Source organism: Vibrio cholerae, assembly GCF_008369605.1.
Lineage (GTDB): Bacteria > Pseudomonadota > Gammaproteobacteria > Enterobacterales > Vibrionaceae > Vibrio > Vibrio cholerae.
The window spans coordinates 817,520-830,671 of the sequence record NZ_CP043556.1; the positions used below are offsets into that span (position 1 = coordinate 817,520).

Below are 13,152 nucleotides of genomic sequence, written 5' to 3' on the forward strand. Positions count from 1 at the left end.
ACGGTCTAGCCAACAGATGAAGGTCGGTTGACCCAATGTGGCATTGCTTACTCGTTTTTGATCGGCGAAACGAATCCTTCTGGTTTAAGAGCGACTAAAGAGCACTCAATCGACTGAACGATGTTTTCTGCCGTATTGCCAATCACAAAGCCTGCAATACCGGTTCTAGCGAGAGTCCCCATCACTAGAATGTCGATATTCTCTGCCACGACCCATTCGGGGATCAGTTCATCGGGTTTACCGTGTAGATGGTGTATCACCAACTCGCCTGTAATGCCTGATTCATCAATCAGTTGACGTAAGGCTTGCTCATGCCTGATTTTTGCTTGTGCGATTTCTTCGGCGATTTGCTGCTGCTCAACTTGAATCCATACCTGATCATGCAGATAGTTTTCTAAATAGTATTCCCAGCAGGAAACAATATGCAGGCGACTGTCACACGTGTTGGCAATTGAGCGTGATAATTCGAGTAAACGCAATGCCAGGGCCTTTTGCTGCTCGGTCATGGTGATAGGGTCGATAGCCACCGCAACACGCCGATTGGCTTTTGGCTTGGCTAACGGGCGATGCAACCAAACCGGGCAAGGGCATTTTCTCAGCAGTGTCATATCCAAAGCTTTAAAACCTTGCTGACTATGAGTCATAGGTTCCGCTTCTTTGATCAACAGATCGATATGATGGTTGAGTGCTGACTTAATAATCGCGACCGCGGGTTGCTCGCTGTGCTCAACCATTAAAGGAAAAGGAACCTCATCTTTATGGATGTGGTGCTGTGAACGGCACGCCTCTACGGTTTCCATCAAAGTGTTCAGATAGGATTGCTCGTAGGGTTCTTGATAGCGTTGTAGATCGGCAGGAAATGCTGGAAATGCAATCAAACCAGCAAGTTGACCGCGGTTATTGTAAGCAAGTTGAATCGCTTGCTCCAACGCGTCACTGTGTCCGGGTAAGCCTTGAGTTGCAAATAAGATATTCTTAAATTTTTTCATAGCCAGCTCCTTGGTTGATTAAAGATTAGTCATATTGCTGGCCTATATCATAGCGAGTAATTGTAAGGGTTTATGTAATGCTGAGATTAGATCTCATCGATATGCTTGTCTGCGCGATAAAATAGGGAAGCCGCAGCGATACGTAAGAAATTGTTTCGCTGCGGCTTCTTTGTATTGATGGAGTCGCTTTTGACGTTATCCCTTAAACGCAGGTAACAAATTGGCCATCGCCATCATATGAAAAACCGCGGTAAGCACACCAAAGATCAGAACAAGTCCGAGAGCTAGATTGCCTCCCGGTACGACAAACCCCTGCGCTCCATTGGCTAAAGTGCGCGATTTACGCGCAAGCAGTACTGGGATAATACAGGCCCAAATAGTGGCGGCTGCGCCTGCGTAACCGATCGCAATGATAAAGCCGAATGGGAACAGCAAAGAGAGAATGAGAGGTGGCAAAAAGGTGACCAGCCAAGTTTTGGTACGCCCTTGTTTACAGTTGCTGAACTGAAATAAATCGGCCAGAAAATCAAATACGCCTAAGCCAACGCCGATAAAGGAAGATAGGATCGCGGCCATCGAAAAGGCGTTGATCGCTTGTGAGACTTTCTCCGACTCCACCACCGAACCTAAGGCTTTTAAAAGCACATCCACATTCCCACCTTGCTGTATGACAGGCGCAAAATCGGCACGAGGTAAATTGCCAAAAATGCTAAATAGCCAAAGCGCATAAAGACTTAGCGCAATCACTGTGCCTCCCAAAATCGCGTACTTGGCTTTGCGCTCTTCGCCGTAATAGGCACGCATGGATGAAACGGAGTGATGATAACCAAACGAGGTCAGCGCAACGGGCAGCATTGCCATCGCATAAGGAGCGTACTCACCACTTTGATTTAGGGTGTCAAATAGGATGGATGTTTTCACATTGATCGCTAATCCTGAAACACCAAAAATAAAGCTCAGAACCATAAATACGATCAAAATAACCGAGATACGATCCACTGCGCGAGTCGAATGCCAAACGAAAGCGGAAAATACCGCCACGAACAGTATCGAGGCTATTTTGCTATTGATATGCAGTAAATCCTGCAAAATCAAACCAGAAGAGGTGATGTAGGCGTACAACAAAATGCCGCCGACAAAGTAAACGGTCAGGTTGTTAAAGCGATTGATATGGCTGCCTAGCATATCTTTGGTCACGGTATTAAACGAGACTCGAAGATCATAGTGTTTAAAGGCTTCAAGTAGCATCCAGCCTGAAAGCGTCATGACCGCCATGGTTAAAGCGAGCGCCAACATAGACCAGAGAGTCCATGCGCCAGCACCTGCGCTGGGGAGACCAAGCATACCAGCACCTACGCAGACGCTGGCAATAATGCAGGCTCCCCCAAACAGTGAGGGTTGTTTCGACATGATAAAATCCTTGGGTTTCACGTTATTGTTGATTTTGTTGTTATGTTTTTCAGGTCAAAAAAAGGCAGCCTATGCAGGCTGCACTTTTTCAATACCGTATTAGGCTTTTTCTTTTAAGCGAGCCGTAAAGTGGCGTAGCACGGGTGGCTCGTAAGTAAACTCCAATCCTTTGACGTTACGAGCATTGGCTTTCACCTTCTCAAATGCTTCGATGATGAAATCCATGTGCGTTTGCGTATAAGTCGCGCGTGGAATGGTTAAACGGAGCAATTCGGCTGGGCAAGGATGCTGTTTTCCGGTTGCAGGATCGCGTCCTAGTAGTAATGAGCCAATTTCTACTGCGCGAATGCCTGCGACTTTATAGAGTTCACAAGCTAAAGCGTGAGCAGGGAATTGATCTGCTGGGATGTGAGGCAGCAGTTTACCCGCATCGACAAATGCAGCATGGCCGCCAGCTTGTTGGCAAATAACCCCAATCGCTTCTAAACCATTGACCAGATACTCCACTTGGTTAATGCGATAAGCGAGCCAATCTTGGCGCATACCGTCATACAAGCCAACCGCCAAACGCTCCATCGCACCGCCTTCTAAGCCACCGTATGTAGGGAAGCCTTCTTGCACCACACACAGAGTTCGGCATTCGGTGTACACGTCAAAGAAGCTTTCGTCTTTGAAGCAGAGTAAACCGCCCATTTGCACCATGGCATCTTTTTTGGCCGACATCGCGAGTCCATCGGCGTATTTGTAAGCTTCACGCGTGATCTCTTCGATACTCCAGTTGCGATAATCGCGCTCACGTTGCTGAATAAAATACGCATTTTCAGCAAAACGAGCAGAGTCCATGATCACGGGAATGTCGTAACGCTGGGCAATCTCATACACGGCTTTTAAGTTGGCGATCGAAACTGGCTGGCCACCCGCAGAGTTACAAGTGATGGTGCTGACAATATATGGGACGTTTGCTGGGCCCGCTTCAAGGATGGCTTGTTCGAGCTTTTCTAAGTCGAAGTTACCTTTAAAATCGGCTTTGACACCGGTATCAAATGCCTCTTCGGTGTACACGTTTTTAGCAACACAGCAGTTGATTTGGGTATGGCCTTGAGTGGTATCGAAAAAGTAGTTAGATAGGGCGACCATTTTACTGCGATCGAGTCCTTTCTCTTTTTCACGCTTTTTAATCAAAACAGGAATATAAATCTGCTCTGCACCACGACCTTGGTGGGTCGGAATCGTGTATTCATAACCAAAAATATCTTTAACCGCTCTCGCGAGTGCGTGGTAGCTGCGGCTGCCGCTGTAGGCTTCATCACCACGGAACATGGCGGCTTGCATCTCCTGCGTGATAGCGCCAGTGCCGCTGTCGGTGAGCAGGTCAATAAATACATCTTCACTATCGAGCAAAAAGGGGTTCATTCCGGCATTTAAAATCGCCTTTTCACGATATTCCCGTGTGGTACGTTTAACAGGTTCAATAACACGAATACGAAAAGGTTCTGGTAAGTGTTTAAAATTTTCCATGCTGGGTATTCCTAAAAATTTAAATATAAAGTCGTGCAAGGAATAAATGAAATTCCTTGTGCTGAGATTGATTCACTATGCAGCTATGACGTAAATAATATCCAGGTCGAAGCGAATGCATATTTAATGCTTGCAAAGCTTAAAACGCATATTTATATTTTCTTCAATGGCTTAACTAAACACAGATAAACACCAATATAAGTCATTAGATAGACTTAAAATTGTCGATATCTGGCAGTAAGCGATATCCCCTGCTTACTTGAAGCTGCAGCGGTGTTGGCAACGTTCGTTCACCGCCAATCCCAGAGTTTATCTATGCTCATGGGGATGAACACCCTTGCCTACTACCTTCAATTCCAAGTGGTATGGGTATATAAAGCCATGCGTCAAGCGAGTAAGACAGCGGAATAACAAAACCGGATTGCAGTTGATTGACTGCAAAAACATGCCTAGTCATCCACCCGAGAAGGGATTACGCAGGAAAGAAGAAAGCGATTTTATAATCGAGGGTAAACCAGATACTAGAGTTGTTGTGCGTTCTCATATTTTCACCTATTTGAAATGATTCATTTCAAACCCACTTTGATTATGGATGAAAATAGCCATTCGTCATCTGACAAATGAATAAATTGAGAATACGCTAACAAAAAATAAAACAGTGGGTGGTGAATCACATTTATTCCGCTATTTTTCTCTGCATCCAGATGCAGGAAGATATTTACTTTTCTCACGCTTCGCTTTAGTCTGCCCGCTGAGTTATCGGCGATATTCAATATTCACAATGTTTGAGAAAACGCATCTTATAAAATTGGCACAAATGAAAATGCCGTTTGGTAAATACGCAGGCCGAGCTTTGATAGATTTGCCAGAACCTTATTTACTTTGGTTTCAAAAACAAGGTTTTCCAGAAGGGGAGCTAGGCGTGTTACTAGAGCTTTGCCTAGCGATCAAAATTGAGGGGCTAGAATCCTTAGTCAAACCTTTAAAACAGTAACCAAACTGGATTGCTGCGCCATGTTGTGGCGATCTCTTGGTCTGCGCTTTCAGCGCGAGACCAACCCATTTACCACTCAATAAGGATGGGCACACCGGGCTGAACTAGGCTTAAAAACTCATCCATTTCTTGATTGGTAATGGCAATGCAGCCGTTCGTCCAATCAAAGCTTTGTACGAACCCCGGCTCTCTCTCATCACCGTTTTTTAAGCCATGAATCTTAATATCACCACCGGGATTTACGCCGCGCAATTGAGCGAGCTGCAGATCGCGAGTGTTGGGGTAGCTAATGTGTATCGAACGGTAGAAGCTCGAATCTTCAATAATAAAGTCTAAAAGATAGTGTCCCTCTGGTGTGCGTTGATCGCCTTCTTGCTGCTTATGCCCTTTAGGCGATTTTCCTAGAGCAATACGATACTCACGGATGATTTCATTGCCTTGGAGTAAGTACATACGCCGTTTCGATTTATCCACTTTGACTAAATCGACTTGCGCATAACTCAGGTTAGGGAAAATCAGCAATAACAGCAGTACGGCAGAGAAAAGACGCATAGGAGACCCAAGATGGAAACAAACTGCGCCTAATTCTAGCAGATATCTTCTTTCTACTTGAAGCTGCGGTGTGGTTAGCCATGCTGACTTCACACTCCGCACAGCGCTTAAGAGAGTGTGTCTACCTCAAAGTCCAAATCGGTCGGGGAGGAATTTGAAAAACCAGGGCTATTGCAAGGAGACAGTAACCACAAAAAACTGACTCATTAATGAGAAAGTATTCAAAAAGAGTATGCTATTGATGCAATAAATGGAAACAACCTCGCAAAAATGCTGGCTGTGCCGAGGATGCGATCAGTTATCTAAAAAAAGTGCGGCGTAGTTAACAGCCAGAAGGATAACCAATTGATTGCTTATCAGAATTTCGGCCATGATTTCGCATAAAACAAAGATTAAGTCAGGCTGCGCATGTTTCCTCGAACCCTACTCAAAAGAGTTACCTCAAGTCGTAATTATCGAATGTTGGCCGAGACCACGTTTGAGTACTTAACGACATTTTTATTATCGCAATCAGCAGGGATCGTACGAGCACCATCTCAATACGTGGCAGGTCACACCTTACTCTCTTCCAACACATTTACGCCGCTAGAAGCGTACCCTGAAGCCTTTTGGGCATGGGCTGCGCAGTTTGATACTTCCGATGGCTTGATCCCTTTTGCCATCAATACCTGTCGCTGGAACTATTTGCCAGTGATGGGCGGCGAGTCGTTTATTTTTATGCTGGATAATCATCCTCAGCATCGGACTTATCTGATCATTCAAGCGGCATGCGTCGATAAAGTACACCTGAGCACTCAATCCGGTGAGTTGGATTTTTTACAGTTAATTGCAGCGAAATGGCAATGCTTACGAGCGGAAATTGAAGCATCGAAAGAGTTTAAAAATCGTGATTTACGTGAAGCGCAGTACCTTAGTGAAATTCGTCAGCGAGAGCAGTTTATTGACAACATGAAGCTGGTGCATCAAGTCGCGCTCGAGTTGTCCAACCCCGCCAATCTTGATGAGCTACACCGCGCATCGGTCGAGGCTATGCGACATCGTCTCGGGTTTGATCGATCCGCGCTCTTGTTGCTTGATATGAAAAAGCGTTGCTTCAGTGGTACTTATGGTACCGATGAGCACGGTAATACGATTGATGAACAGCACACCCAGTATGATCTGCACCAATTAGAGCCTCAATATCTCGAAGCTTTATCCAATGAAGAGTGCACTTTGATGGTGGTGGAAGATGTGCCTCTGTACACCGTCGGACAGGTAGTGGGACAAGGCTGGAATGCCATGCTGATTTTGCGTGATGGTAATGACACCATAGGCTGGATTGCCGTCGACAACTATATCAATCGGCAGCCGATTACCGAGTATCAAAAGCAGATGCTTGAGTCGTTTGGCTCATTGCTCGCGCAAATTTATATTCGTAAAAAGCAGGAACAAAACGTACGTATGCTGCATGCCAGCATGGTCGAACTGTCTCGCTGTATGACAGTCAGTGAAGTGTGTAAATCGGCAGTCACCTTTGCGATCAATCGAATGGGGATTGATCGCATGGCGGTGTTTTTGACAGATGAAGCTTGCTCTTATATTCAGGGGACGTGGGGGACGGATATTCAAGGCAATATTGTCGATGAATCCTATTTCCGTGGTTCAACGCATGAAAATGACATTGTCGACCTTGCCAAAGTGTACCCAAACGAAGTGGTGTTTAAAGAGAGTGTTCCCATCTATCACGACTGTAAAATTGTCGGTTATGGTTGGACGGCGATGACCATGCTCACCGACAAAGGCACCCCGATTGCCTTTATTGCGGCGGATAATTTGATCCGACGTTCCCCCTTGACTTCACAACTGCGTGAAGTGATTCGTATGTTTGCTTCAAACCTCACCGAAGTCTTGATGCGAGCTAAAGCCCAAGAAGCGATCTCGGTACTCAATGAAACGCTGGAGCTTGAGGTGCGTAATCGCACTCGTGATTTGCAAAAAGCCAACGAAAAACTCGATTTAATGGCGAAATTAGATCCGCTGACTCGTTTAGGGAATCGCCGTATGCTTGAGCACCAACTGGAGCAAACTTGCGAACAGACCATCAAAGAGGTGGTCAATTATGGCGTGATCTTGCTCGATATTGACCATTTCGGGCTTTTCAACAACTGCTATGGGCATCTTGAAGGCGATATTGCTCTGATGCGGATTGGTAATATCCTCAGTCGACATGCGCAATCTGAGCATGAACTGTTCTGTCGTATTGGTGGGGAGGAGTTTCTGCTCTTGGTGGCGAATCGCAGCGCTGAAGAGATTCATTTACTGGCTGAAAATATTCGTAAAAGTATTGAAGCAGAATGTATTGAACACTGTGAAAATCCTAGTGGTGAGCTACTGACCGTATCGATCGGTTATGCTGCTTCTCGTTATAAACCGCGAGAGATTCAATTTGATCAGCTCTATGCAGAAGCGGATAAAGCCTTGTACAGAGCGAAAAGCCAAGGACGGAATCAGGTTATTGGCGTTATTGTTGAAAATATCGACTGCATACAGGTAGAAATGTAGCATTATCCAGCAGATTTCTTACGCTTTGGCAAATAACACAAATAAATGTAGCGTTTCGAAAAAATACGTGTATAGTTTACCTCGGCTCTTAGGTAAGAGTTGTTAATGTTAAATTCAGTGAAAGTTCAATCTCAGATCGTTATCGATTTCTCGTTAAACCTGCGTCAACTTTGTCTTGATATACCATTCAATAGCTTTCGTTATCAGCCAAATAAACTCATAGCAAATATATATCAGAGGTTACTATGTCTCAGAAAATGACTGGTTCAGTAAAATGGTTCAACGAAACTAAAGGTTTTGGTTTCATCTCTCAAGACAACGGCGGTCAAGACGTGTTCGTACACTTCAAGTCTATCGTTTCTGAAGGCTTCAAAACTCTGGCTGAAGGCCAGCGTGTAAGCTTCACCGTTGAGCAAGGCAAAAAAGGCCCACAAGCTGCTCAAGTTACTGCGCTGTAATTAGCTCAGATTGATTCTAAAAGGGGCGTGGTGAAAACCACGCCCCTTTTTACTTTTAATAGATTGTTTTCTAACAAAAAGTGCTTTCTAAAAAATGGATTTCCATTCATTTTTTGCATTTCGATGAATGCGCTCTTATCCCAAACACCCTAGTGTTGCTGTTCAGTGAGCTCATCCCCATCAGCCTCATCCCTATCAGCATAGACAAGACGTGATTCTCATCTTGCCCACACTGTTGCTACGAGAAATGGTTAGGGTGTATCAATCGGACAGGTAATACTCAACGGTGGTGACCACGCGTACATTTTTGATGTATGGCGTATTGTTATCACGATCAGTAATGGAAAACTGTCCTTGTGAAGCCGTTTTGATCTTACCTAGCGTGCTTTGCGAATCTTTTGCAAACTTCTGCGCGACTTCTCTTGCCTGCTTCGTCGCCTCTTCAATCATGTCTGGTTTGATGGCATTGAGCCCGGTGAAACTAAATTCAACGCGATTGTTGTAAGGATCTTGGTTAAAAACCACGCCTTGCTTACCCAACTGACCAATTTCGCTAATGATTTTGCGTACTTGATCGACTTGTTTGCTGTACACGGTCAAGGTTTGAGTCGCTAAATAGCGAAACTCAGCGCGGTCTTCACCATATTGTTGAGCTTTTTTATCGATCACTGCAGGTGCTGAAAGGGAAATCGCTGCGCGGTCCACGCCTTTTTCCACTAAGAATTGGGTAATAAGCTGAGTTTGCTGATCGACAGTGGCAAACAGAGAAGAGAGTTGATTATCCGCAGCGGTAAACTGAATAGGCCAGATGACGGTATCGGCCACCACTTCACGTTCAGACAGCCCTTTCACCGCCACAACGCGCTCGTACTCTTTAAACTTAACCGCCATTTGTTGTACCAAGAAGCCCAGTGCGGAAAGCCCGATAATCAGGCTTAGTCCGAGCACAGTGGCGGCTTTGGTATTGATATTGGTCATGGATGTCCTCCCATTGATTGACCTTTTAACTGACGACAGAGAAGTACCACACCTAGTCACATTCTCCACCATTTTTCATCGCGCTCTAAATTACTCTTACCACGCTTAACAAGCTATCCTTCGAGGACATGAAATTGTCAGCCTCCTGTCAAAGCCAAGGTTATAACGGTGGTAACGTGGATGAACGGCTACGCTGCATTTTTCCTTGCTGTTTCTGTTTAGCCACAAACCAATTTTTCAAGGGATTGAAATCCGGTTGCTCTGTCCGCTCCGAGAAACAAGCTTGCTGTAATGTATGGACAAGAGCCGTCAGGGTTTGCTCCTCTTCTTGATTCAGCATCACTTCCTTTTGCCAAGTACGTAACGCTGGGCTCAGAGCCAGTAAGTCTTGTTGCTCGATAGCTTGTAGCACGGCTTGATAGGCACAAGACGTTGCGTTAGAGGCCGCTTTCGTTTTATGGTTCGCTTGAGAGTCGGTGTGCTTGTGACGCCACAACATCCAAGCCAAGAGGGCCGTACTGAGCCACAGCAGCGCAAACAGCAGAGTGATATATGGCCAATAGCCAGCGTTGACGACCTGCTGGATCTCAGGTGTACTCGGCTGGCTCGGCGTGGGTAATACAGGCGTTTCTTCGCTGGGTTTGACTTGCAAAGTCATGCCTGCCACTTGGCTGGTCTGCTCCGCTTGTGTCTGGGTGTTCCACCAGTTGAGGCTGAACTCGGGTAAGTGAATTTCTCCTGCCTGACGAGGGATCAGCACTTGCTTGAATGTCATTACGGTATCGCCATTATCCAGCGTACTAAATTGCGGCTTCTCAGCATAGACGCTGATGCTCTCTGGGTATGGGATGTGGATGTTTGGCAATTGTTGTTGAGTCAACCCACTGACTTGCAGACGAATCTCGCGAGTAATGGCATGGCCAACTTGAGTCGAGTAGGCAGTGGTTGAGTCGAGCTTTTGTTGCCCATCCTGCCACTCTTGAGTCAGGCTCAGCTTGGCGGTGGGCAGCCAAGTGCCCTGATAGTGTTTGGGTTTTTCTAATACTTGGATTGAGTAGTTTTTGGCCTTAGTCAGTATTGGGATTAAGCGAGTATTGCCACTGTATTGGTTACCATACAATAAGCCGGCCTTAAGCACAGGCTCACTTAAGGTAAACTGGCCTGCCTGTTCAGCGGTGACGCGAAAGGATTGTTCGACAATCGTCACTTCTACTCCATTGAGCACACTCGGATACTGTTTCGGCTCGCTCGCCGATTCTAAACGCATGCCCTCGACTTTCGGTGGGGTAATGTTGGGGTCGCGCAGGCGACGAATGTCTTCCTTAATGATCAACTGCGCGTGGAATAGTGTGCTTTCACCAGGATAAAGCTCTGTTCGTTCTAAACGGCTGCGTACCTCCGCCAACTCTTCTTGGGCAGGTTGGTCTTGATCTTCAGTCACTTGGATCGCGATAGGGGAGGTTTGGTGACTCCCTAACTGGAAACTTGGGATAGTCACTATGCCTACTTTTTGCGCCGCAAGAGCAACGGTCCATTCACTGCGTTGTGAGTAGTTGCCATTGATGATATTGGTCGAGGAGGCAAAACTCGGCTGACCAACAAAAAAGTCAGGCTCCAGTTGGGAAAAATCGAGGGCATCGGCAGAGACTTTGTCATGACTGACAATTCGCAGCTGAAATACTTCATTTTTGACCACTTTATTTTTGCTGACACTGGCCACTAAATCAGCGGAATGCGCGGGAAGTGCCAGCAAACTTACCAGCAGCGTTAGCCAAAAAAGTACGGATTGAAACGGTGCGTGTATCTTTACCATGGCTGATCGGGTTCCGTGGGTTGAGGTTTACGTTGGGCTTGCAGAATAAATTGCGCGCGCAGTAGTGCACTCGGATCGCGAGCACTCTCGACTTGCTCCAACTTACGTAACATAGGGTCAAGATTGGGATCAGAAGAGGTGGTGACCGACTCGGAGGTCTGAGCGGCATTGGCTTTGTCACTCTGCTCACCGTTTTGCTCGGTTCTACTTGGCTGCCCATTTTGCGGATCTTTTGATTGCTCCTGGTGCGCGCTGGGTTCCCCAGCTTGCGCATCATCCACAGCGTTTGGTTGCTCCTGTGGTTTTGCATTCGCTTTGGGCTCGTTACTCTCTTGTAGATCCTGCTGTGGATCAGGCGTCGATGCGCCTTTTGTTTGAGAGCTCGCTTCTTGCTCCTGAGCTGTATTTGAGGGATTTGCTGATGAGTCTTCTTGCGCTTCTTGACCGGAGGCGCCTGATGACGAATCCTGCTGTTGCTGTTGCTGTTGCTGTTGCTGTTGCTGTTGCTGTTGCTGTTGCTGTTGCTGTTGCTGTTGCTGTTGCTGTTGCTGTTGCTGTTGCTGTTGCTGTGCAGCTTTGACCACGTCTAAATTGTGTCGTGCATCTTGATGATTCGGCTCTTGCTTGAGAACTTGTTCGTACAAATCCTGCGCTTTCTGTAACTCTCCTGCTTGCGCATAAGCATTGGCGAGATTGTACTGCGTGGCAGTATCAGGGTTAGCGATTTGCGAATAGGCGTCAATGGCCCCTTGGTAATCTTTGGCATAGTAACGAGCCGCGCCTTGCCAGCGTGGATCGCGAAAGGCTTCAGCGGCTTGCGCATATTGCTCATTGTTGAACATGCGCATCGCTTGCTGATCTTGATTTAACCATGCAGAGGCCCAAGCCTGCTGGTTGGGCAAACTCACTCCGAAAAGCAGCAGTAAGCTGAAAATCACCCCACGGCGAAATAGGCATAAAGCGGCGATCAGGAGGGGCAATACTAACCAGTAACCGTTATTGACGCGCTCCGTGATGGCTTGACGAGAAGTCGATTCGGCAATATCAATCGGCTGCTGAGTCAGGCTGAGAATGTGCGCCACATCTGCGCCATCCGCACGATACGCGGTCAGCACGCCTTGAACGCGTTGTGAGAGCTGCTGTAATTGGTCAAATGCGGTTTTGGCAATCACGGTCTGGCCTTGACGATCTTTTAGCAGGCTACCATCCCCTAAAGGGATGGGCGCGCCGCTAGGAGTGCCGACCGCAAGCGTCACCAAACGCCATGGGCTACCTTGTAACAACGAGATCAATTTTTCTCGTTCTGTCACACTCATATCATCGGTGATAAGAATCAGATCCCCTTGCTGATGACCCGATTGCTGGAGCATGGTGATCGCTAAACTCACTGCGGCAGCGGCATCTGAGCCTTGATAGGGCATGATGTCTGGGGAGAGATTCGGCAGCAGATTGGCGAGCGTTGCACTGTCACTCGTCAATGGGCTCACCACATAAGCATCGGCGGCGTAAGCCACTAAGCCCGTGCTGCCTTCTTGCCAACCTTTTAGGAGGTCAAGTGCCTTATAACGCGCCTGTGTTAAACGGTTTGGCGTTAGGTCGGTTGCGTACATCGAGCGTGACATATCCATAATTAACACACGTGCGGCGCTATTTTGCACACTCGGACGTTCAGCGGATTGCCAGCTTGGGCCCGCCATCGCAAGGGTGGCGACTATCCAACTGAGTACCAATACACCCCCAAAAGAGCGCCGCGTGCGAGTTTCAATCCCCAACGCTTGCGCGAGATGAGGGGCAATCAATCCCCGTTGGTTTTGGCGCAGCCCTCGCCAAGCGGCGAGCAACAACAGAGGCACCAACAATCCTAACCAGTGTGGGTAGAGAAAAATCAACGATGACATG

At 47.0% G+C, this 13,152-nt stretch carries 11 protein-coding genes; 3 read left to right on the forward strand and 8 right to left on the reverse strand.

The genetic code is table 11. From position 1 onward, the window contains the following. Positions 1-47 precede the first annotated feature (47 nt). The 4 genes from F0316_RS17725 to tnaC all read right to left on the reverse strand — a co-directional run bounded on the left by F0316_RS17725 (position 48) and on the right by tnaC (position 4,461). Entirely contained in the window at positions 48-989 is a 942-nt protein-coding gene (locus F0316_RS17725) for a universal stress protein (RefSeq protein WP_084981323.1), read from the reverse strand. 195 nt (positions 990-1,184) lie between these two features. Beyond that, positions 1,185-2,399, reverse strand: coding sequence for an aromatic amino acid transporter (locus F0316_RS17730; protein ID WP_000043405.1), 1,215 nt, complete (start codon positions 2,397-2,399; stop codon positions 1,185-1,187). Positions 2,400-2,498: 99 nt separating this feature from the next. Beyond that, entirely contained in the window at positions 2,499-3,917 is a 1,419-nt protein-coding gene (tnaA, locus tag F0316_RS17735; RefSeq protein WP_000427054.1) for a tryptophanase, read from the reverse strand. Between the two features lie 472 nt (positions 3,918-4,389). Beyond that, positions 4,390-4,461, reverse strand: coding sequence for a tryptophanase leader peptide (gene tnaC / locus F0316_RS20395; protein ID WP_071908331.1), 72 nt, complete (start codon positions 4,459-4,461; stop codon positions 4,390-4,392). A gap of 237 nt (positions 4,462-4,698) precedes the next feature. Between tnaC and F0316_RS17745 the strand changes: the two genes are divergently transcribed. After that, entirely contained in the window at positions 4,699-4,911 is a 213-nt protein-coding gene (locus F0316_RS17745) for a DUF3820 family protein (protein ID WP_000462094.1), read from the forward strand. Positions 4,912-4,980: 69 nt separating this feature from the next. Here F0316_RS17745 and F0316_RS17750 read toward each other — a convergent pair whose 3' ends face one another. Then, positions 4,981-5,463 (reverse strand): L,D-transpeptidase family protein, encoded by a 483-nt coding sequence (locus F0316_RS17750; protein WP_001236185.1) that lies wholly within the window; start codon positions 5,461-5,463, stop codon positions 4,981-4,983. Positions 5,464-6,006: 543 nt separating this feature from the next. On the opposite strand from F0316_RS17750, the gene F0316_RS17755 reads away from it, so the two are divergent. Further along, complete coding sequence (locus F0316_RS17755) at positions 6,007-8,004, forward strand: GGDEF domain-containing protein (RefSeq protein WP_172626101.1); 1,998 nt, start codon at positions 6,007-6,009, stop codon at positions 8,002-8,004. Between the two features lie 245 nt (positions 8,005-8,249). After that, positions 8,250-8,462, forward strand: a complete 213-nt coding sequence (gene cspE / locus F0316_RS17760; protein WP_000078819.1) for a transcription antiterminator/RNA stability regulator CspE — start codon at positions 8,250-8,252, stop codon at positions 8,460-8,462. 261 nt (positions 8,463-8,723) lie between these two features. Here the strand turns inward: cspE and F0316_RS17765 are convergent, their stop codons facing one another. The 3 genes from F0316_RS17765 to F0316_RS17775 all read right to left on the reverse strand — a co-directional run bounded on the left by F0316_RS17765 (position 8,724) and on the right by F0316_RS17775 (position 13,151). Continuing rightward, entirely contained in the window at positions 8,724-9,440 is a 717-nt protein-coding gene (locus tag F0316_RS17765) for an SIMPL domain-containing protein (protein WP_149560775.1), read from the reverse strand. 160 nt (positions 9,441-9,600) lie between these two features. Next, positions 9,601-11,253 carry a BatD family protein gene (locus tag F0316_RS17770; RefSeq protein WP_142567310.1) on the reverse strand — a complete coding sequence of 551 codons (1,653 nt, stop codon included), beginning with the start codon at positions 11,251-11,253 and terminating at the stop codon, positions 9,601-9,603. Further along, positions 11,247-13,151, reverse strand: a complete 1,905-nt coding sequence (locus F0316_RS17775) for a VWA domain-containing protein (protein WP_149560776.1) — start codon at positions 13,149-13,151, stop codon at positions 11,247-11,249. The genes F0316_RS17770 and F0316_RS17775 overlap by 7 nt, the downstream gene beginning before the upstream one ends. Between the last annotated feature and the right edge of the window lies 1 nt (position 13,152).